At 73.7% G+C, this 20,556-nt stretch carries 22 protein-coding genes; 17 read left to right on the top strand and 5 right to left on the bottom strand.

Translation table 11 applies throughout. The features are described 5' to 3' along the window. Positions 1-16: 16 nt before the first annotated feature. Both AB1673_00670 and AB1673_00675 read right to left on the bottom strand, forming a co-directional pair. On the bottom strand, positions 17-763 hold the full coding sequence (locus AB1673_00670; protein MEW6152489.1) for an ABC transporter ATP-binding protein: 747 nt from the start codon (positions 761-763) through the stop codon (positions 17-19). Between the two features lie 62 nt (positions 764-825). After that, positions 826-1,245 carry a pyridoxamine 5'-phosphate oxidase family protein gene (locus tag AB1673_00675; protein ID MEW6152490.1) on the bottom strand — a complete coding sequence of 140 codons (420 nt, stop codon included), beginning with the start codon at positions 1,243-1,245 and terminating at the stop codon, positions 826-828. Between the two features lie 95 nt (positions 1,246-1,340). On the opposite strand from AB1673_00675, the gene hisS reads away from it, so the two are divergent. Together hisS and aspS are read left to right on the top strand one after the other, a co-directional pair. Continuing rightward, the gene (gene hisS, locus AB1673_00680; protein MEW6152491.1) at positions 1,341-2,594 is read left to right on the top strand and encodes a histidine--tRNA ligase; all 1,254 of its coding nucleotides are present in this window, start codon (positions 1,341-1,343) and stop codon (positions 2,592-2,594) included. 31 nt (positions 2,595-2,625) lie between these two features. Then, the gene (aspS, locus tag AB1673_00685) at positions 2,626-4,353 is read left to right on the top strand and encodes an aspartate--tRNA ligase (protein ID MEW6152492.1); all 1,728 of its coding nucleotides are present in this window, start codon (positions 2,626-2,628) and stop codon (positions 4,351-4,353) included. Positions 4,354-4,578: 225 nt separating this feature from the next. Here aspS and AB1673_00690 read toward each other — a convergent pair whose 3' ends face one another. Beyond that, positions 4,579-5,304 carry an SGNH/GDSL hydrolase family protein gene (locus tag AB1673_00690; protein MEW6152493.1) on the bottom strand — a complete coding sequence of 242 codons (726 nt, stop codon included), beginning with the start codon at positions 5,302-5,304 and terminating at the stop codon, positions 4,579-4,581. Between the two features lie 146 nt (positions 5,305-5,450). Beyond that, positions 5,451-6,242, bottom strand: coding sequence for a hypothetical protein (locus AB1673_00695; GenBank protein ID MEW6152494.1), 792 nt, complete (start codon positions 6,240-6,242; stop codon positions 5,451-5,453). Positions 6,243-6,265: 23 nt separating this feature from the next. Between AB1673_00695 and AB1673_00700 the strand changes: the two genes are divergently transcribed. From AB1673_00700 to AB1673_00770, 15 genes are read left to right on the top strand one after another with little or no spacing between them, the layout of a single operon-like run. Then, entirely contained in the window at positions 6,266-7,570 is a 1,305-nt protein-coding gene (locus AB1673_00700; GenBank protein ID MEW6152495.1) for a replication-associated recombination protein A, read from the top strand. A gap of 25 nt (positions 7,571-7,595) precedes the next feature. After that, positions 7,596-7,964 carry a hypothetical protein gene (locus tag AB1673_00705; GenBank protein MEW6152496.1) on the top strand — a complete coding sequence of 123 codons (369 nt, stop codon included), beginning with the start codon at positions 7,596-7,598 and terminating at the stop codon, positions 7,962-7,964. Beyond that, on the top strand, positions 7,964-8,206 hold the full coding sequence (locus tag AB1673_00710) for a hypothetical protein (GenBank protein ID MEW6152497.1): 243 nt from the start codon (positions 7,964-7,966) through the stop codon (positions 8,204-8,206). Before AB1673_00705 ends, AB1673_00710 begins: the two co-directional genes overlap by 1 nt. A gap of 35 nt (positions 8,207-8,241) precedes the next feature. After that, the gene (gene alaS, locus AB1673_00715) at positions 8,242-10,827 is read left to right on the top strand and encodes an alanine--tRNA ligase (protein MEW6152498.1); all 2,586 of its coding nucleotides are present in this window, start codon (positions 8,242-8,244) and stop codon (positions 10,825-10,827) included. After that, on the top strand, positions 10,824-11,264 hold the full coding sequence (gene ruvX, locus AB1673_00720) for a Holliday junction resolvase RuvX (GenBank protein ID MEW6152499.1): 441 nt from the start codon (positions 10,824-10,826) through the stop codon (positions 11,262-11,264). Before alaS ends, ruvX begins: the two co-directional genes overlap by 4 nt. Next, entirely contained in the window at positions 11,261-12,331 is a 1,071-nt protein-coding gene (mltG, locus tag AB1673_00725; GenBank protein MEW6152500.1) for an endolytic transglycosylase MltG, read from the top strand. The genes ruvX and mltG overlap by 4 nt, the downstream gene beginning before the upstream one ends. Then, a complete protein-coding gene (locus AB1673_00730; protein ID MEW6152501.1) occupies positions 12,328-13,200 on the top strand; it encodes a shikimate dehydrogenase in 873 nt (290 codons plus the stop codon). The genes mltG and AB1673_00730 overlap by 4 nt, the downstream gene beginning before the upstream one ends. 11 nt (positions 13,201-13,211) lie before the next feature. Continuing rightward, on the top strand, positions 13,212-13,967 hold the full coding sequence (locus tag AB1673_00735) for an A24 family peptidase (protein MEW6152502.1): 756 nt from the start codon (positions 13,212-13,214) through the stop codon (positions 13,965-13,967). Between the two features lie 50 nt (positions 13,968-14,017). Next, positions 14,018-14,557 (top strand): shikimate kinase, encoded by a 540-nt coding sequence (locus tag AB1673_00740; protein MEW6152503.1) that lies wholly within the window; start codon positions 14,018-14,020, stop codon positions 14,555-14,557. Continuing rightward, positions 14,554-15,582, top strand: coding sequence for a 3-dehydroquinate synthase family protein (locus AB1673_00745; GenBank protein MEW6152504.1), 1,029 nt, complete (start codon positions 14,554-14,556; stop codon positions 15,580-15,582). The genes AB1673_00740 and AB1673_00745 overlap by 4 nt, the downstream gene beginning before the upstream one ends. Then, the gene (locus AB1673_00750) at positions 15,579-16,034 is read left to right on the top strand and encodes a type II 3-dehydroquinate dehydratase (GenBank protein ID MEW6152505.1); all 456 of its coding nucleotides are present in this window, start codon (positions 15,579-15,581) and stop codon (positions 16,032-16,034) included. Before AB1673_00745 ends, AB1673_00750 begins: the two co-directional genes overlap by 4 nt. Before the next feature lie 50 nt (positions 16,035-16,084). Next, positions 16,085-17,188, top strand: a complete 1,104-nt coding sequence (locus tag AB1673_00755; GenBank protein ID MEW6152506.1) for an aminopeptidase P family protein — start codon at positions 16,085-16,087, stop codon at positions 17,186-17,188. Next, a complete protein-coding gene (gene efp / locus AB1673_00760) occupies positions 17,185-17,745 on the top strand; it encodes an elongation factor P (protein MEW6152507.1) in 561 nt (186 codons plus the stop codon). Before AB1673_00755 ends, efp begins: the two co-directional genes overlap by 4 nt. Position 17,746: 1 nt before the next feature. After that, positions 17,747-18,178: a transcription antitermination factor NusB gene (gene nusB / locus AB1673_00765; GenBank protein MEW6152508.1), complete on the top strand. Its 432-nt coding sequence runs from the start codon at positions 17,747-17,749 to the stop codon at positions 18,176-18,178. Next, the gene (locus AB1673_00770) at positions 18,175-19,998 is read left to right on the top strand and encodes a DUF2207 domain-containing protein (protein MEW6152509.1); all 1,824 of its coding nucleotides are present in this window, start codon (positions 18,175-18,177) and stop codon (positions 19,996-19,998) included. The genes nusB and AB1673_00770 overlap by 4 nt, the downstream gene beginning before the upstream one ends. Here the strand turns inward: AB1673_00770 and AB1673_00775 are convergent. After that, a complete protein-coding gene (locus AB1673_00775) occupies positions 19,924-20,457 on the bottom strand; it encodes a hypothetical protein (GenBank protein MEW6152510.1) in 534 nt (177 codons plus the stop codon). The two genes, AB1673_00770 and AB1673_00775, sit on opposite strands and share 75 nt — an antisense overlap. Positions 20,458-20,556: the final 99 nt, after the last annotated feature.

The raw sequence follows: 20,556 nt of genomic DNA on the forward strand, positions 1-20,556 counted from the left end.
GGGACGAGGGGGGGCGTCACCAACCCGGGCCGGTACCGAGGAGCTCGGCCGCCGGCCCGTCGTCGACGATCCACCCGTCCTGCATACGCACCAGGCGCCAGGCCCCGGCCGCGATGGTGGGGTCGTGGGTCACGACGACGATGGTCTGGCCCGCCCGGTGGACCTCCCGCAGGAGCTGGAGGACGGCGGCCGCCATCTGGCTGTCGAGGTTGCCGGTGGGCTCGTCGGCCCACACGATGGCCGGCCGGCCCACGAGCGCCCGGGCGATGGCGACCCGCTGCTGCTCGCCCCCGGACAGCTCGTTGGGCCGGTGCCCGTCGCGGTCGGCCAGGCCCACCCGGGCCAGCATCTCGCGCGACCGCTTGCGGGCGACCGACGCCTTGGCCCCGTTGAGGAGCAGGGGCAGCTCGACGTTCTCGATGGCCGACAGGACAGGGATCAGGTTGTAGTTCTGGAAGATGAACCCCATGGAGCGGGCCCGGTGCTCGGTGCGGGCCCCGTCGGCCATGGCGTGGATGTCGGCCCCCTCGACCAGCACCCGCCCGCTGTCGATGCTGTCCAGGCCCGAGAGGCAGTTGAGCAGCGTGGTCTTGCCCGATCCCGACGGCCCCATGACGGCCACGAACTCGCCGGCTTCGATGACGAGGTCGACGCCCCGCAGGGCGGTGACCTGCTGGGCGGTCGTGCGGTAGACCTTGGTCACCTGCTCGGCCACCAGGATGGGGACGTACCCGTCGGCCGGGGCCCCAGCGCTCTGGTTCACGGAGCGTCGATGATAGCGGGCAGAGCGGCGGCCTCCCGGCCCTTGGGCTGGCCCCTCGCCTGCTAGCGCTGGGGACCGGGGAGCCGGCGGCCGGAGATGAGGCGGGGCACGATGCGCACGGAGTGGTCGGCCGGGCCGGGCACCCACGTGGGGGCCAGCGACTCCCGCAGGATGGCGGCGAAGCCGCCGGGGTCGTCGGTGATCTCCTCGGCCACGCCCTGCACGAGCACGCTCCAGCCGCTGGCCCGTTCGACGTCGATGTCGTCGACCTGGAAGGCAACCTTGGCGCCTAGGGCGGCCTCCAGCTTGGTGCCCACCCCCGTACGGAACAGGACGATGTCGGCCGCCACCGCGTAGTTCACAGGCAGGACGATGGGCTGGCCGCCGTCGGCCACGAACCCCAGCCGGCCGACCCGCTTGGACTCCAGCAGCTTCAGGCAGCGGGCTCGGGGGATGACCTCCATGCCGGGTTCGACGTGCACCGTCCCTCCTGTCCACCGGGCGGCCCGGGACCGCCACCTTATAGGCCCGCGGATTTCGGCGGGTGCCCCACCGGCCGGCCGGTAGCCTGCCCGCCATGTCCGAGCTCCGGGCCCCTCCCGGCACCAAAGACGTGCTCCCGCCTGAGTCGGCCCGCTGGGCACAGCTCGTGGGGTGCTTCGCCCACCGGGCCGGGCTGGCGGGTTACGGCCTGGTGGTCAGCCCCATGTTCGAGGACGTGACCGTGTTCTCCCGGGTGGGGGAAGAGACCGACGTCGTGCGCAAGGAGATGTACGACTTCCTCGACAAGGGCGGGCGCCGGCTGGCCCTGCGGCCCGAGGGCACGGCCTCGGTGGTACGGGCCTTCGTCCAGCACCGCCCGCTGGTGCCCTTCAAGGCGTGGTACGCCGCCCCCAGCTTCCGCTACGAGCGGCCCCAGGCGGGGCGCTACCGCCAGCACCACCAACTGGGCGTCGAGGCCCTGGGGTCGGACGACCCCGAGCTCGACGTGGAGGTGGTGGCCACGGCCTACGCGGTGTGCACGGCCGACGTGGGCCTGGCCGGCGTCAGTCTGCTCCTCACCTCGCTGGGCGACGCCCAGTGCCGCCCCGCGTACCTCGAAGCCCTGGCCCTGTTCCTCAAGGACGGGACCGACCTGCTGTGTACCGAGCACCGTGAGCGGGCGCTCGTGAACCCGCTGCGGGTGCTCGACTGCAAGCGGCCCGAGTGCGTGGCCGCCACCGCCGGCGCCCCTCGCCTGCTCGACAACCTGTGCCCGGCGTGCGCCGACCACTTCGGGCAGGTGAGGGCCGGGCTGGAGGCGCTGGGCGTGCCCTACACGCTGGCGCCCAGGCTGGTGCGGGGCCTCGACTACTACACCCGTACGACCTTCGAGCTCCAGGCCACGGCCCTCGGTTCGGCCCAGGACGCGGTGGGGGGCGGAGGCCGCTACGACGGCCTGGTGGAAGCCATGGGCGGCCCGCCCACCGCCGGGATCGGCTTCGGCCTGGGCATCGAACGGCTGCTCCTGGCAGCCGACGCCGAGGGCTCCTTCGCGGGCCCCGACGCCACGGTGGACGTGTGGGTCGTCGACACCGCCGGCGGCTCCGACGCCACCGTGCTGGCCCGGGACCTGCGGGAGGCGGGGATCGCCACCGACCGCTCCTTCGGCGGCCGCTCGATGAAGGCCCAGCTCAAGTCGGCCGACCGCTCCGGGGCCCGCCTGGCCCTGATCGTCGGCCAGCGCGAAGTGGCAGGGGGCACGGTCGGGGTGAAGGACCTGGCCGAGGGCACCCAGGACACCGTGGACCGCCACCAGGTCGTGGCCGCCGTCCGCGAGCGCCTGGCATGAACCGAGAACTGACCGAGAGGGTACGACCACGATGAGCCTGCGGACCGACTACTGCGGGGCCCTGGGGCCCGAGGACGCGGGTCGCACCGTCTCGGTGTGCGGGTGGGTCGACCACCACCGCGAGCACGGCGAGCACCTGGTGTTCGTGGACGTTCGCGACCACACGGGCACCGTCCAGTGCGTGATCGACGGGCGCCACGACCTGCGCTCGGAGTGGGTGGTGCGGGTGACGGGCACGTGCCGGCTGCGGCCCGAGGGTACGACCAACCCCAACCTGCCCACCGGAGAGGTGGAGATCGGCGACTGCACGGTCGAGGTCCTCAACGAGGCCGAGCCCCCGCCGTTCGCGGTGTCCGACCGGGCGCACGCCGACGAGATGGTCCGCCTACGCCACCGCTACCTCGACCTGCGCCGTCCTTCGATGCAGCGCAACCTGCGGCTGCGGGCCCAGGTGGTGGCGGCCGTGCGCTCGGCCATGGACGCCCAGGGCTTCGTGGAGGTCGAGACACCCCTGCTCATCGCGTCCACCCCTGAGGGGGCCCGCGACTTCGTGGTGCCCTCGCGGCTGGCCCAAGGTTCGTTCTACGCCCTGCCCCAGAGCCCCCAGTTGTTCAAGCAGTTGCTGATGGTGGGTGGGACCGACCGCTACTACCAGCTGGCCCGGTGCCTGCGCGACGAGGACCTGCGGGCCGACCGCCAGTTCGAGTTCACCCAGCTCGACGCCGAGGCGTCGTTCGTGGACACCGAGGACGTGATCGCCTTCATCACCGAGGCAGTCATGGCCGCCACCAAGGTGGCCCGTCCCGAGGCCGAGGTGGCCGAGGTCCCCCGCCTCACGTGGCACGAGGCCCAGGAGCGGTTCGGCACTGACAAGCCCGACCTGCGCTTCGGCATGGAGCTGGTCGACCTCACCCCTGTCTTCGCCTCCACCGGCTTTCGGGCCTTCGAGCCCCCGGCCGCGGTCAAGGCCCTGGTGGTGCCTGGCCAGGGAGACCTCAACCGGGCTGCCCTCGACCGGCTCACGGCCCGCGCCCGGGCCGCAGGGGCGGCCGGGCTGGTGTGGGGGCGGGTCGTCGACGGCGGCTTCGATTCGCCGGTGGCCAAGTTCCTCACGGCCGAGGAGATCATCGCTGCGGTGGCGACCGCGGGGGCGGTGCCCGGCGACCTGTTGCTGGCGGTGGCCGGGGAGCGGCGGGTGGCCAATGCCGCCCTAGGGGCGCTGCGCCTGGAGCTGGGGCGGCCGCCCGTCAACGAAGGGGGCCTGCGCTTGGTGTGGGTCACCGACTTCCCCCTGTTCGAGGGCCTCGATGGCGAAGGCCGGCCCATACCGGCCCACCACCCGTTCACGATGCCCCACCCCGACGACCTCGACCTGCTGGGCACCGACCCCCTGGCCGTGCGCTCGTTGGCCTACGACCTCGTGCTCAACGGGTGGGAGCTGGGTTCGGGCAGCATCCGTATCCACCGGCCCGACGTGCAGCAGCAGGTCTTCTCGCTGCTGGGGATCGGCCCCGAGCAGGCCGAGGCCCGCTTCGGGTTCCTGCTCGACGCCTTCCGCCACGGCGCCCCGCCCCACGGCGGTTTCGCCTTCGGCATCGACCGCCTGGTTGCCCTCTTGGCCGGCGAGGAGAACATACGCGAGGTCATCGCCTTCCCCAAGACCCAGTCGGGCGCCGACCCCCTGACCGGGGCCCCCAGCCCCCTGGCGCCCCGTCAGCTCGCCGAGCTGGGCCTCGTCGTGGTCCCCAAGGCGCAATGAGCACCCGCCCCGAGACGTTCGCCGAGCGGTTGCGTGTGAACCCGCTGCGACGAGGTCGCCCTGCTCGCCCGTGCCGGACTGCTGGCCCGGGCCATCGAGGCCGAACCACGCCTCCCTACCTCGGGGCCCTGGCCGAGCACCTGACGGCGGGCGCCTGGCCGAACAGGGCGTTCGAGGCGACATGTAAGCCGTACGTCGGGGGCGCGGCCTCCTAGGCCCAGGCAGCTAGGCCCGGGCCGCCTGGCGGACGAGGTCGGCCAGGCGCTGGTGGCCGGCGGCGTTGGGGTGGAACGAGCCGTCGATGCCCGACAGGGTGAGGCCGGCCATCCACGGCTCGGCCGTGCACGCCTCGTGGCCCGCGAAGGCGGCCAGGCTGTCGACGTAGAGCGCGCCGGCGGCCTCGGCCGCCGAGCGCACGACGGCCGCCAGGTCGACGGCCTTGGCCCGCAGCCAGCGGGCCTCAGGGGCGGTGACGCCCGCGCAGGTCTGGTAGCCCGCGAGGTCGGGGTCGGCCACCAGGTGGGGGTAGCCCACTACGACCAACCGGGCGGCGGGGGCGCGCGCCCGCAACTCGTCGAGCACCGTGGCCAGCCTGGGGCCCAGGGCAGCCAGGGCGGCCGTCACCTCGGGTTCGAGGCGGTCGCAGGGCAGTTGGCCGATCACGCACTCGGTCATCGTGGGCGCGAAGCCGATGTCGTTACCGCCGATGGAGATGGTCACCAGGTCGACCGGGCCAGCCAAGGCGGTGACCTGGGGGCCGACACCGGGGTACTGGTCGCGCTCGACCACGTCGGCCGTGGTGGCCCCGTTGCAGGTGGCGACGACCAGGTCCCAGCCCTCGGCCGCGGCGGCCAGCGCCGGGTAGGCGCCCGGCGCCCGCCCGCACGGGGCCGTACCCCCCGACAGCCCTCCGCCCGCCGAGTAGGAGTCGCCCAAGGCCACATGGCGCACCTCCGGGCCTGGTCGCACATCCTCGGCCGTGGTCGTGGGGCCCGCACCGGGGCCGGCGGTAGGCGCCGAGCACGCGGCCAGGGCGGTCAGAGCCGCACCCGCCAGCCACCGGGCGGCCGGGTGCGGGCGGCGTCGGCCCGGACCGGTCAGGGGAACCCGATGGTCAGCACGACGCCGGCCAGGTGGGCTGTCCCGGCGTTGCGGAACGTGACGGTGGCCGGGGCGGGTGGGGACAGGTTGCCGGTCAGGCTCGTACCCGTACCCCCTTCGGCCCGGCTGATCTCCCGGCTGCCCGAGGTCAGCACCAGCTCGCCCTGGCCAGTTGCCGGCCACGTGCCTGTGGCCCGGTAGGTGCCGTCGCCCGGGGGCCCGAGGGCGAACGAGACGACTTCGCCGGGGGCCACGGGCGGCAGGCGGAAGCGGACCTCGCGCGACGCAGCCGTGAAGGTCGCCCTGATCGTCCCGACCACGGTCGAGCGCCCCCCCTCACCCGGCCCTTGGACGCCTACCTGGACGACCTGCAGGCCCCGGTAGTCGGGCTGGTGGCGCACGTTCACCGTCTGGCCGTTCTCGGGCGGGGTGCAGCCGGGGGCGCCCACGTAGCGTTCGAGCTCGACTGCCGGGCAGACGTGGACGACCCGGTTAGGCGACGCCATCCCATCGAGCACCACCGCGACCTGGGCCGACGGCGAGGCCACGAACACCCGGAACCCGTTGTCGGACTCCTCGGAGTTGACCAACCGCAGCCCGCTCACCACCAGGGTGACCTCGCCCGCCTCGGGCCCCGGCCCGGTCGTAAGGGTCGGTGCGCCGATCGTGGGGGGCGACTGGACCGCCGTGCCGGCCCGGCTCTCACCGGCCCGGTCACCGGTGCCCGAGGCACAGGCCCCGCCCACCAGCGAGGCCACCACCGCCGCGGCCAACCACCGGCGTCCCACGGCAAGACAGTACCGTCGGGGAGATGTCGTCGGCCGGCGCCCGCGGGGACCTATTCGGCGCCGCCCTCGAGGACCGCCTCGCCCGCCAAGCCCCCCTGGCTGCCCGGCTGCGGCCCCGCACCCTCGACGAGGTCGTCGGCCAGGCCCACCTCATAGGCCCGGGCAAGCCCCTGCGCAGCCTGATCGAGGCCGATCGCCTCTCGTCGGTCGTGCTGTGGGGGCCGCCGGGAACGGGCAAGACCACGATCGCCCGCCTGGTGGCCGGGGCCACGGCCAAGGCCTTCGAGACCCTGTCGGCCGTGAGCGCAGGGGTCAAGGACGTGCGCGAGGTCGCCCAGCGGGCCCGCGACCGCCTCGGCCAGCACGGCGTGGGCACCATCTTGTTCCTCGACGAGGTCCACCGCTTCAGCCGGTCTCAGCAGGACGCCTTGCTCCCCCTGGTGGAGGACGGGCTGGTCGTGCTCATCGGGGCCACCACCGAGAACCCCTACTTCGAGGTGAACTCGCCGTTGTTGTCGCGCTCGCTCCTGTTCCGCCTCGAGCCGCTCGGGCCCGAGGAGGTCGGGTTGGTCCTGGCCCGGGGCCTGGCCGCCCTGGGGGCCGAGGCCGAACCGGAGGCCCTGGCCCACCTCGTAAACCGGGCCGACGGGGACGCCCGCAGCGCCCTCAACGCCATGGAGGTGGCGGGTGCCCTGGCCGCCGGGCGGTCATCGGACCGCATCACCCTGGCCGACGCCGAGGCCGCCCTCGACGCCCGCGCCCTGCGCTACGAGCGGGACGAGCACTACGACACGATCTCGGCGTTCATCAAGTCGGTGAGGGGTTCGGACCCCGACGCCGGGCTGTACTGGCTGGCCCGCATGCTGGCCGCGGGCGAGGACGCCCGGTTCATCGCCCGCCGCCTGGTGGTGCTGGCCTCCGAAGACGTGGGCATGGCCGACCCCATGGCCCTGGTGGTGGCCGACGCGGCGGCCCGGGCGGTGGAGCTCGTGGGGCTGCCCGAGGCCCAGCTCAACCTGGCCCAGGCCGTCGTGCACCTGGCCACCGCCCCCAAGTCCAACCGGGCCTACCAGGGCCTGCGCCGGGCCCAGGCCGACGTGGCCGAGCGGCCCGCGGGCGCCGTTCCCGCCCACCTGCGGGACTCGTCCTACCGGGGGGCGGCTGCCCTGGGCCACGGCCAGGGCTACGACTATCCTCACGAGGACCCCCGGGGGTGGGTGCCCCAGAAGTACCGTCCCCCCGAGGTCGACGGGAGGGTCTACTACGAGCCCTCGGACCACGGGTTCGAGCGGGAGGTAGCGCAGCGCATGCGGGACCGGGAGAGCTGATGGGACCGATCGGACGCGGCCGCTCGTGAGCGCCGGTGACGTAGCCGCCATCGTGGTGGCGGTGTCGGTGGGCATCGCCGTCGTCGGGCTGCTGTTCACGATGGGGGCCGCCATCCGGGCTATCGGCACCTTCCGGCGGGCGGTGGAGGACATAACCAGCCACACCCTGCCGCTGATCGCCGATGTGCACGTCGGGGTCCGCCAGGCCAACGCCGACCTGATGAAGGTCGACACCATCCTCGACAACGCCGAGACCATCCAGACGACGATCGACGCCGCCTCCCGCCTCACCTACACGGCGGTCGCCAACCCGGTGGTCAAGGCCATGGCCGCAGGCACGGGCGTGGCCCGGGCCTACCGAAGCCTGTGGCGGCGCAAGAAGAAGGCGGCCTGATGTTCAAGCGGCTCTTCTGGCTGACGGTGGGCACGGCCGTCGGCTTCGGGGGCTCGGTCTGGGCCCAGCGCCGGCTGAGGCGAACCGTGGAGCGGTATTACCCAGAGCGGGTGGCCCAGCAGGTGTCGGCCGGCGTGCGTTCGCTGGGCGACGACGTCAAGGCCGCCAGCCGGGAGGCTCGGGCGGCCATGCGAGAGCGCGAGGAGGCGCTGCGCGAGCAGTTCCGCCCTCCCGCCCGGTAGCCGCCCCCGCCCCTGCGCCTATCCTGGCCCCAGCCATGCCGATGACCGCCGCCGAGCTCCGCCGTACGTTCACCGACTACTTCGTCGAGCGGGGCCACCGGGCCGTGCCCTCGATGGGCCTGATACCCCACCACCCGGCCGCCCCCATGTTCGCCAACGCGGGGATGAACCAGTTCCTGCCCGTGATCCTGGGTGAAGAGGCCATCCCCGACCCTCCTCGGGCCACGTCGGTGCAGAAGTGCGTGCGGGTCAAGGGCAAGCACGACGACATCGGCAACGTCGGGCGCACGTGGGGCCACCTGACCTTCTTCGAGATGCTGGGCAACTTCAGCTTCGGGGACTACTTCAAAGACGGGGCCATCGCCTACGCCTGGGAGCTGCTCACCGAGGTTTACGGCATCGACGGCGACCGCCTGTGGGTCACGGTCCACGAGAGCGACGACGAGGCCGCGGCCATCTGGCGCGACGCCGTGGGCGTCCCCGCCGAGCGCATCCAGCGCATGGGCGACGACAACTTCTGGATGATGGGCGACACCGGCCCGTGCGGGCCGAGCTCGGAGATCTACTTCGACGCCGGTCCCCAGGCGGGCGCCGACGGCGGACCGGCCCACGGCGGCGAGGAGCGGTTCCGGGAGATCTGGAACCTGGTCTTCATGCAGTACAACCGGTCCGAGGACGGCACTCTCGGTGACCTGCCCAACCGCATCATCGACACCGGCGAGGGCCTGGAACGAACGCTCACCGCCCTCCAGGGCGTCGACAGCGTGTTCGACACCGACGAGTTGCGCCGCCTGGTGGAGGCCGCCGAGCGGGCCACAGGCCAGCGCTACGGCATGGACCGAAGGGTCGACACCAGCCTGCGCATCTTGGCCGACCACGGCCGCACGGCCGCCTTCCTGGTCAACGACGGCGTGTTCCCCTCCAACGAGGACCGGGGCTACGTGCTGCGGCGCATCATGCGCCGGGCCGTCCGCCAGGGCTTCGGGCTGGGCGTCGAGGGCCTGGTCCTGCCGCCCATGGCCGAGGCGGCCGTGGAGGTCATGGGCGAGGCCTATCCCGAGCTGGCCCGCAACCGCGACTTCATCGTCGACATGGTCACCCGCGAGGAGGAGCGCTTCCGCCAGACGTTGCGCACCGGGTCGGCCATGCTTGACGACGAGCTGTCGGGGGGGCGGCGCACCCTGTCGGGCGACGTCGCCTTCCGCCTGCACGACACCTACGGGTTCCCCCTGGAGCTGACCCTGGAGATCGCGGCCGAGCGGGGCCTCGAGGTCGACGTGGCCGGCTTCGAGGCCGAGATGGAGGCCCAACGGTCGCGCGCCCGGGCGGCCCACGCCGGTCCGGCGGCCGACGCCGGGCGGGTGAGCGCCTACCGGGAGCTGGCCGACCAGTTCGGCCCCACCGAGTTCGTCGGTTACTCGCGCACCGAGAGCGAGGCCCGGGTGCTGGTGGTGGCCGGCAACGAGGTCTTCCTCGATCGCACCCCGTTCTACGCCGAGGCCGGCGGGCAGGTGGGTGACACCGGGCTGATCCGCACCGAGACGGGCGTGGCCCGGGTGGTCGACACCACCCACGCCCTGCCCGGGCTCCACCGCCACACCGTCGAGATCGTCGAGGGCCACCTGCTGCCCGCCCAGGAGGCGCTGGCCACCGTCGACACCGAACGTCGTGACTCCGTCCGGCGCAACCACACCGCCACCCACCTGCTGCACTGGGCGTTCCGGGCCGTCCTGGGCGACCACGTGCGCCAGCACGGGTCGCTGGTGGCTCCCGAGCGCCTGCGCTTCGACTTCAGCCACTTCAGCCAGGTGGGCCCCGACGAGCTGGCCGAGGTCGAGCGCCTGGCCAACCGCGAGGTGCTGGCCAACGACCCCGTGCGGGCCTACGAGACCACCCAGGAGGAGGCCCGCCAGGCCGGGGCGCTGGCCCTGTTCGGCGAGAAGTACGGCGACGTCGTGCGGGTGGTGGAGGCCGGGCACCACTCGATCGAGCTGTGCGGCGGGACCCACGTGAGCGCGCTCGGCACGATCGGTCCTGTGAAGCTGCTGGGGGAGGGGTCGATCGGGTCCAACCTGCGCCGCGTCGAAGCTCTGACGGGCACCGGCAGCCTCGACCACATCCGTGACGAGGAGCGCACCGTCCAGGCGGTGGCCCGCGCCCTTCGAGTGGCGCCCGCCGAGGTCCTGGAGGCGGTGGAGCGCATGGCGGCCGACTACAAGGCCCTGCGTGACGAGCTGGCCGCCGCCCGCCGCCAGGCGGCCGTGGGCGGGGCGCGCGACCTGGCCGCGGGGGCGGTGGACGGCATAGTGGTGGCCGACGTGTCGCCCATGGACCGCGCCGACATCCAGCCTCTGGCCGTCGCCGTCCGCGACTTGCCGGGGGTGAAGGCGGTCGTACTCGGTTCGGCGCCCGCGTCCGGGGGCGTCGCCCTGGTGGCGGCCGTGGGCGCGGGCACCGGGCTCGACGCCGGCCAGATCCTCTCCGGCCCGGCCCGCACGGTAGGCGGCGGTGCCGGTCGGGGTAAGGACGTCTCCGTGGCCGGAGGGCGCGACCCCGGAAAGCTGGCGGAGGCCCTCGACCAGGCGCGCCATGCCGCCGGCGGGGACGGGACGCGCCCGTGAGGGCGGTGGGCCTCGACCTGGGCGAACGCCGTATCGGCGTGGCCGTCAGCGGGGCGGGCGGGGCGCTGGCCGTCCCCCACGGCGCCCTGGAGCGGTGCGGCGACCCGGAGGCCGACCGTTCGGCGGTGGCTGCCCTCGTCGACGAGCTCGGGGCCGAGGTGGTCGTGGTCGGCCTCCCCCTGTCTCTCGACGGTTCCCACGGGCCGGCGGCCCGGGCTGCCCAGTCCGAGGCCGAGGCCCTGCGGGCCGTGCTCGCGGTCCCGGTGGAGATGGTCGACGAGCGCTTCACCACGGTGACGGCCAACCGTTCGCTGGCGGCCGCCGGCACGCGGGGCCGGGCCCGGCGGCGCCGGGTCGACGAGGTGGCGGCCACCGTGCTGCTCCAGGCGTGGCTCGACACCCGCCGCCCGGCGGCCGGAGGGCGCACCGGGCCATGAGCGTCCTCACCCCTTACGACCTCGACCACGACTACGACCGTGAGGGTTCTCGGTGGCCGTGGGTGCTTCTGGGCGGCCTCGTCGCCGTCCTGCTGGTACTGCTGGCCGCCTTCCTGTGGGTACGCAACCAGGTGAACCCGCCGGGGGGCCCCGGTGACGAGGTCGTGGTGAGGGTCGAGCCTGGCATGTCGGTCAACGAGATCGGCGAGATGCTGGCCGACATCGGGGTCATCTCCAACAGCACCGTGTGGAGGTTCTACGTCCGCCTCAACGGGCCTGACGCGGTGGAGGCCGGGGAGTACACCCTGCGCCGCAACGAGAGCATGGGGCGGGTGCTGGACGTGCTCGGCGGGGGGGCGGCGTCGACCGAGACGCCCGACGTGCTGACCATACCCGAGGGGCTGACGCTGCCCCAGATCGCCGACATCGTGGGGGAGCTGCCGGGGCGGTCGCGCGACCGCTTCTTGGAGGTCGCATCCAGTGGCCAGGTGCGCTCGCAGTACCAGCCGCCGGGCAGCACCAACCTCGAGGGGCTCATGCTGCCCGAGACCTACTTCCTGGCCCGTGACGAGGACGAGACGGCCATCGCCCGGCGCCTCGTCGAGTCCTTCGACCGCCTGGCTTCGTCCCTCGACGTCAGCAGCGCGGCGGCGCGCTTCAACATGACGCCCTACGAACTGATCGTGCTGGCCTCTCTGGTGGAGCGTGAGGCCCGGGTGCCCGAGGACCGGGGCCCGATCGCCCGCGTCATCCACAACCGGCTGGCCGTGCCCATGCGCCTGCAGATCGACGCCACCGTTCTCTACGCCCTGGGCGAGCACAAAGACGTCGTGCTGTTCGCCGACCTCGAGGTGCAGCACCCGTACAACACCTACCAGATCGACGGTCTGCCGCCGGGCCCGATCGCCAGCCCGGGCCGGGCGTCCCTGGAGGCGGCCGTGTCCCCCGACGTGGGGCGCTGGCTGTACTACGTGAAGTACGAAGAGAACGGCAAGCACGCCTTCGCCGTGACCCTCGACGAGCACAACCGCCTGGTGGCCGACGCCCGCTCGCGGGGTGTCTTCTGACCGAGCGCCCCGACCGGCGGCTCGGGGCCGCCACCCGGCTGGCGGCCGTCATCGGCCATCCCGTCGGGCACTCGCTGTCCCCGGCCATGCACAACGCCGCCTTCGAGGCGCTGGGCCTCGACTGGGCCTACCTCGCATTCGACGTGGCCCCGGGTGAGGTCGGGCGCGCCCTGGCCGGGGCCCGGGCCCTGGGGCTGGCCGGGCTGTCGGTGACCATCCCCCACAAGGAGGCGGCGGCTGCCTCGGTCGACCGCCTCTCGCCGCTGGCCGAGGCCCTGGGGGCGGTGAACACCGTGGTGTTCGACCCGGGGGGCACACTGCGGGGGGAGAACACCGACGGGCCCGGGTTCATGGAGGCACTGCGGGCCGACGAGGGCTTCGACCCCGTCGGCCGCCGGGCGCTGGTCGTGGGGGCGGGCGGGGCCGCCCGGGCCGTCGTCAAGGCCCTGGCCGACGCCGGGACGGCCGAGATCGTGGTCGTCAACCGCACGGCGGAACGGGCCGAGGCGGTGGCCGCCCTGGCTCCCGGGTGTGCCCGGGTCGGGGTGGCGGCCGACGCCGGCGAGTGCGACCTGGTGGTCAACGCCACCCCCCTGGGTATGGTCGGCGGGGGTGCGGAGGGCTCCTCGCCCATGCGCGACGCCGACCTCGGCCCCGGCCAGCTCGTGGTCGACCTCGTTCCCAACCCGGCTATCACACCCCTCGTCGAGCAGGCCCGCGCCCGGGGGGCGGTGGCCGTGAACGGCCTGGGCATGCTGGTCCACCAGGCCGCCCTCGCCTTCCGGCTGTGGACCGGCTCGGGCCCGCCGGTAGCGGCCATGTCCGCGGCCGCTCTGGCCGAGCTGGCCCGGCGCGCCCCCTCCGGGTGAGCGTGCTCGGCGTGGCGGCCTGCGCTCTTCTGGGCCTGGCCGCCGGCCTGCTGCTCGACGTGGTCGTCGACAAGGTGCCGGCCCGCAAGGTGCCGTGGCCGCCCCGCGCCCGCTGCGCCAATTGCCCCGAGGACTTCGAGGGCCGGGCCGGGGTGCCCCCCCTGGCCTGGCTGGTACCCCGGCGGCCGTGCCCCGGGTGCGGCCAGCGCCTGCCGGCCCGCTACTTCCTGGTGCCGGTGGCCACGGCCGGGCTGTTCGCGGCCACCGCCGTGCGTTTCGGGGCCGACTGGGCGTTGCCTGCCCACTTCGTGTTCTTCGCGGCCCTGGTGTCCATCAGCGTCGTCGACCTGCAGTTGCAGATCATCCCCAACCGGATCGTCTACCCGGCCATCTTCGCCTCGGTCCCGCTGCTGGCCGCCGCCGCCCTGGCCTCGGGCAGCCTGACGCCGCTGTGGAGGGCCCTGGCCGGGGCCACGCTGGCGTGGCTGGCCCTGTTCGCCGTCCACCTCGTCTCCCCCGGGGGCATGGGGTTCGGCGACGTCCGCCTGTCGTTCCTGCTCGGGCTGTTCCTGGGCTGGCAGGGCTACGGCCACGTCTTCGTGGGCATGTTCCTCGGTTTCCTGCTGGGGGCGGTGGTCGGGGGCGGCCTGGTGCTCGTTCGTCTGCGGAGCCGCACCGACCACGTGCCCTTCGGGCCCTTCCTGGCCGTAGGGGCCACGCTGGGCGTCCTGGTGGGCGACCCCCTGGTCAGGGCCTGGATCGGCTGACCGCCGGTAAAGCCGTCCGGGGCCCAGGGGGCCGCCGGTACAGTTCGGACGTGGGACGCTCGGCCGTGCTCGTGGGGATGATGGGGGCGGGAAAGACGACCGTGGGCCAGGCCGTGGCCGAGCGCCTGGGCTGGGCTTTCGTCGACAGCGACCGCCAGGTCGAGGCCCGGGCCGGGCGGACGGTCGAGCAGATCTGGCGGGACGAGGGCGAGGACGGCTTCCGCCGCCTGGAGGCCGAGGCCCTGGCTCACGCCCTGGCCGCCACCGAGGAGCGTCCGGCGGTGGTGGCCGCGGCCGGGGGGGTTGTGCTCGACCCCGCCAACCGTGAACTGCTGCGCCGCCACCCCCCGGTCGTGTGGTTGCGGGCCCGGCCCGAGACGCTGGCCCGCCGGGTGGGGACGGGCGAGGGCCGGCCCCTGCTGGCCGGGGGGCCGGCGGCTGCCCTGGTCCGCCTGGAGGCCGAACGGCGGCCCCTGTACGAGGAGGTGGCCGGTACGGTCGTCGACGTCGACGACCTGGCGGCGTCCGAGGCCGTCGAGCGGGTGGTGGCCGCCGTGGCCGCGGCCACCGGTCCCCGGGCCCGGCCGTGATCACCGTCGGTGTGGCGCTGGCCGATCGGAGCTACGACGTGCTCGTGGGGCGCGGTGCCCGCCACCGGTTGGCCGAGGTCGTTCCCGTGGGGGCCAAGCGGGCCGCGGTGGTGACCCAGAAGGCGGTGGGCGTCGAGGTCGACGCGGGTGTCGAGCAGGAGCCCTTCTTCGTCGACGCCGGCGAAGAGGCCAAGTGCCTGGAGACCGTCGAGGAGCTGTGCCGGGGCTTCGCCCGCTTCGGGCTGACCAGGGCCGACGTGGTGGTGGCTGTCGGGGGCGGGGTGGTGACCGATGTGGCCGGGTTCGCGGCGGCCGTCTACCACCGGGGAGTGGCCGTCGTGCACGTGCCCACCACCCTGCTGGGCCAGGTCGACGCCGCCATCGGGGGCAAGACGGGGGTCAACCTGCCCGAGGGCAAGAACCTGGTGGGGGCCTTCTGGCAGCCGGGGGCCGTGCTGTGCGACACCGAGGTGCTCGAGACCCTGCCACCCCGGGAGTACCGCAGCGGGCTGGGCGAGATCGCCAAGTACCACTTCCTTCCCGGGGGCGAGGGCCTGGCCGACCTGGCCCTCGACGAGAAGGTGGCCCGGTGCGTAGCCATCAAGGCGGCCGTGGTGGCGGCCGACGAGCTGGAGACCGCCGGCCTGCGGGCCACCCTCAACTACGGCCACACCCTGGCCCACGCCCTCGAGACCGTGGGCCACTACGACCTGCGCCACGGCGAGGCGGTGGCCGTCGGGCTCTGTTACGCGGCCCGCCTGGCCCGGCGCCTGGGGCGGGTGGGCGACGAGCGGGTGGCCGAGCACGACGCCGTGGTGGCCACCTACGGGCTGCCGTCGCGGGTGCCGGCGGGGCACGACCTCGGCGCCCTGGTGGCCGTGATGGCCCGGGACAAGAAGGCCGTGGGCGGGTTCACCTTCGCCCTCGACGGGCCGGCCGGGGTCGAGGTGGTGGCTGGCGTCGACCGGGCCGCGGTGGAGGCCACCCTGGCCGAGGTGGCTGAGGTCGCCGAGGTGGCCGGGTGAGCACGGGCCGGCCTCTGGTCGTGCTCCTGTCGGGCCCCAACCTCGACCTGCTGGGCCAGCGCCAGCCCCTCATCTACGGTCCCCAGGCCCTCGACGACCACGTGGCCACGGCCCGGCGGGTGGCCGACGAGCACGGCCTCGATCTCGAACACGTGCAGTCCAACCACGAGGGGGTTCTGGTCGATGCCGTCCATGGCGCCCGAGGGCGGGCCGCCGCCCTGGTGGTCAACGCGGCCGCCCTCACCCATTACTCGTGGTCGCTGCGCGACGCCCTGGCCTGCTTCGACGGACCGGTCGTCGAGCTGCACATCTCCAACCCCGAGGCCCGCGAGCAGTGGCGGCGTACGTCGGTGGTGTCGCCGGTGGCCACCGGCACGGTGTCCGGTTTCGGGGGCCACGGCTACGAGCTGGCCGTGCTCGCCGCGGCCCGGCTTCTGGCCGACCGCCCATGACCGGCCCGGGAGGCCGGTCCGATCAGCGATCCCTGGGCGACCATCGCCAGATGGTGGTCCCCATGGACGTGGCCAGCCGGGCGGACCGCCTGCGGGCGACCATGGACGAGGCGGGCTGCGACGCCCTGTGCGTGACCCGCCTGGTCAACGTGCGCTACCTGACGGGCTTCACCGGGTCGTCGGCCGTGCTGGTCGTGCTGCCCGGCGAGCTGGTGCTGGTCACCGACGGCCGCTACCGGGAACAGGCGGCCGCCGAGCTGGCGGCCGCCGGGGTGGTGGCCCGGGTGGAGACGGCCATGACCCAGGAGGCCCAGGGCCAGTTGCTGGCCGCCGCGGCCGCCGGCTGCGCCCGTGTCGGGCTGGAGGCCGAGGCCGTGACCTGGGCCCAGCAGCAGCGCTACCGCGACCGGTGGCTGGCGGGCTGCGAGCTGGTGGCCACCACCGGGCTGGTGGAGGGCCTGCGCCTGGTCAAGGACGCCGGTGAGGTGGCCCGCATGGAGGCCGCGGCGGCGGCCGCGGACGGCGCCCTGGCGGCGGTCGGCCCCCGGCTGGCGCTGGGCCCCACCGAGGCCGAGCTGGCCCTCGACCTGGAGTCCGAGATGCGGGCCCGGGGGGCGGCCGGCCCCGGGTTCGACACGATCGTGGCCGCCGGCCCCAACGCCTCCCGTCCCCACCACCGGCCCACCGACCGGCCCATCGGCCCCGGCGAGCTGGTCATCGTCGACTTCGGGGCGGTGGTCGACGGTTACCGGTCGGACATGACCCGCACGCTGTGCGTGGGCGAGCCGACCGCTGAAGCCCGGCGTATGGTCGAAGTCGTGGCCGAGAGCCAGCGGGCTGGGGTGGCGGCCGTGTGCCACGGGGCCGGGGCGGCCGACGTGGACGCCGCCTGCCGGGCGGTGATCGAGGAGGCGGGGATGGGGGAAGCGTTCTTGCACGGCACGGGCCACGGGGTGGGCCTGGAGGTGCACGAAGCCCCTCGGTTGGCACTGGCGGCGACCGGTACCCTGGTGGAAGGGTCGGTGGTCACCGTCGAGCCGGGCGTCTATCTTCCCGGCCACGGGGGTGCCCGCATCGAGGACATGGTCCTCGTCACCAAGCAAGGCTGCCGGGCCCTCACCAACGCCCCAAAGGAGCTTGTCGTCAGCCCATGAACGTATCGACCAACGACCTCAAGAACGGCATGGCCCTCGACCTGCCCGAAGGCCTCGTCACCGTCGTCGAGTTCCAGCACGTGAAGCCGGGCAAGGGCGGGGCGTTCGTGCGTACCAAGCTCAAGAACGTGCGTACCGGGGCCGTCATCGACCGCACCTACCGGGCCGACGAGAAGCTGGAGCAGGCCATCATCGACAAGCGGGAGATGCAGTACCTCTACCGCGAGGGCGAGCACCACGTCTTCATGGACAACTCCAGCTACGACCAGATGCACGTGGACGCGGCCACCTTGGGCGAGGCCGGCAGCTTCCTCAAGGAGGGCGACTCGGTCGTGGCCCAGATGTACAAGGAGTCGGTCGTCGGCCTCGACCTGCCGGCGGCCGTCGAGCTGGAGGTCACGGCGACCGAGCCGGGAGTGCAGGGCGACCGGGTCTCGGGTGCCCGCAAGCCGGCCACCTTGGAGACGGGCCTGGTGGTCCAGGTGCCGCTGTTCGTCAACGTGGGCGACCGGGTCAAGGTCGACACGCGGTCAGGCGATTACCTGACTCGGGTCTGAGGTGGCCCGCGGGCGCGGGGCGGCCCCGCCTTCTCCGATCGTCCCCTCCCGCCGCCAGGCCCGCGAGCGGGCGCTCTCGCTCCTCTACGAGGCCGAGTCCAAAGACGTTTCCCCGGCCGCCGTCCTGGCCGCCCTGCCCGTCGGCCCCGTGCCGTTCGCGGCCGAGCTGGTGGCCGGGGTAGGGGAGCACGCCGAGGAGGTCGACGGGCTCATCCGGCGGTTCGCCCGGGGGTGGGCCCTGGAGAGGATGCCGGCCCTCGACCGGGCGCTGCTGCGCATGGCCGTCTTCGAGCTCGTCCACCGCCCGGACGTACCCACCGCGGTCGTGCTCAACGAGGCCGTCGAGCTGGCCGGGATCTACTCCACCGAGGAGTCGGGGCGGTTCGTGAACGGCGTGCTGGCCAAGATCGCGGGCGAGGTGCGCCCCGGATGAGGCGGGCCTCGGCCCAGGTGGCCGCCCTGGCGGTGGTCCTGGCCGTCGTGGCCGCGCTGGCCGCCAGCGGGGCCGGGCCGGCCTGGGCCCAGGGCGGCGAAGGCATCCGGGCCTTCGACATAACCGTCGAGGTCCGGGCCGACGGGGCGCTCCAGGTCACCGAGCGCATCCGCTACGACTTCGGTCCCAACGAACGCCGGGGCATCTTCCGGGAGATCCCCGTGCGCTTCGACTACGAGCCCGACCCCCGCTTCGAGCGGGTGACCCGCATCGACCAGGTGAGCGTACGCACCGCGCCGGGCACCCCTGGCGACCTGGAGGTGACCGACTCGGGACGGGTCAAGCGGTTCCGCATCGGCGACCCCGACACTTACCTGCGGGGCGTGCACGACTACACGATCAGCTACCGGGTGCGGGGCGCGCTGAACGCCTTCGAGGAGCACGACGAGCTGTTCTGGAACGCCACCGGCAACAACTGGGGCGTGCCCATCGACGCCGCCTCGGTCACGGTGTCGGCCCCCGGGCCCATCACCCAGGTGGCGTGCTTCGCCGGGCCCACGGGCAGCCGCCTGACGTGCGACCGGGCGTCGGGGGGCGACGGCCCCCAGGCCACGTTCTCCCACTCGGGCCTGTCGAGCTTCGAGGGTGTCACCGTCGTGGTCGGCATGCCCAAGGGGACGGTCACCGTGCCGCCACCCATCCTCGACGAGAAGTGGGACCTGGGGCGGGCGTTCTCGCTGACCCCCGCGTCGATCGGCTTGAGCGCGGTCGTGTTGTTGGGGGCGGTGGCCGGGGCCGCTCGCCTGCTGAGCGGCGGCCGTGACCGGCGGTGGACGGGCTCGCACGTCGACACCGTGTTCGGCAACGAGATGGGCCAGGAGGAGCGGGTCCCGCTCTTCGCCCGCTCCATCGACCCCGTGGAGTACGAGCCCCCGGACAAGATCCGGCCCGGCCAGTTGGGCACGCTGATCGACGAGGTGGCCAACCCCCTCGATGTCACGGCCACGATCGTCGACCTGGCCGTGCGGGGTTACCTGCGCATCGAGGAGATCCCCAAGAAGGGTTGGTTCGGCAAGCCCGATTGGCGCCTGACCAAGTTGAAGGGGGCCGACGGCCTGCTCAAGTACGAGCGGTTGCTGCTCAACGGCCTGTTCCAGAGCGGCGACGAGGTGGAGCTGTCCGACCTGAAGCAGAAGTTCGCCGACCGCCTGCGCAAGGTCCAAGAGGCCCTCTACGAGGACGTCGTGGCCGCCGGCTGGTTCCCGACCCGGCCCGACAAGGTGCGGGCGCTGTGGAGGGGCCTGGGCGTGTTCGCCCTGCTGGCCGCCCTGGCGGTGGCCGTGTTCCTGATAGTCGCCACCAAGATGGCCCTCGTGGGCATCCCCCTGGTGATCGGGGCCATCGTGTTGCTGGCCGGGGCCGGGCGCATGCCCCACCGCACGCCCAAGGGCCACGCCGTCCTGCGCCGCACCAACGGGTTCCGCCGGTTCATCGAGGAGAGCGAGGCCGAGCGCGCCCGGTTCGCGGAGCGGGCCAACCTGTTCTCCGAGTACCTGCCCTACGCCATCGTGTTCGGGGCCACCGACAAGTGGGCCCGGGCCTTCTCGGGCCTCGAGACCGAACTGGCTCAGGCCACCGCCGGCTGGTACGTGTCCAGCCAGCCGTTCTCGGTCAACTCGTTCGGCAGCTCCATGGACAGCTTCTCGGTCACCACCGCAGGCACCATCGTGTCCACCGCCGCCTCCTCAGGGTCCAGCGGCTTCGGCGGCGGCGGGTCCTCGGGCGGCGGCTTCGGGGGCGGGGGCGGGGGGTCCTGGTGACCCGGGGCCGTCCCGGTGGACGCGGTGGACGAGGAAGCGCCGGCCCGGGGCTTTGCTGTACACCAGCCGCCGCCGGTTGACCAGGGAGTCGAGCAGGCACTCGACGACCAGGGCGGGCTCGCCCAGTTGGTCCTGCAGCCGCACCGGCCCGGCCCCCACGGCCGCCCCCGCCGCCCCCTCGACCCGGCGCCGCAGCTCGCCCAGGTCGGCCCGGGTGGCCATCAGGTGGTGCTGCAGGCCGGCGTTGCTGACAGCCAGCAGCACAACGGCCCCCGCGGGCGACAACTGCAACCCGACCATGTCGGCGGCCTTGAGCTCGACGAGGGCGGCCACGAAGTGGTCGTGAGCGATACCTCGCCGCCGGCACGCCTCCTGGGCGGCCACGTGGTCGACCATGCGGGTGCCAGCGGCCACGGCCGCCCCTGCCACCTCGGCCAAGACCTCATCGACCACCCCCACGCCCGGCGACGCTACCCCGATGGGCCCTCGGAGCCGGCTCAGCGGCGCGCTGAACCAATGAAGGGACCGTCGCTGGCCGAGCGGCCAGTGGGTTCACCA

The sequence above is a fragment of the Actinomycetota bacterium genome (genome assembly GCA_040754375.1).
In the GTDB taxonomy this organism is placed as follows: Bacteria; Actinomycetota; Acidimicrobiia; order Acidimicrobiales; family AC-14; genus JBFMCT01.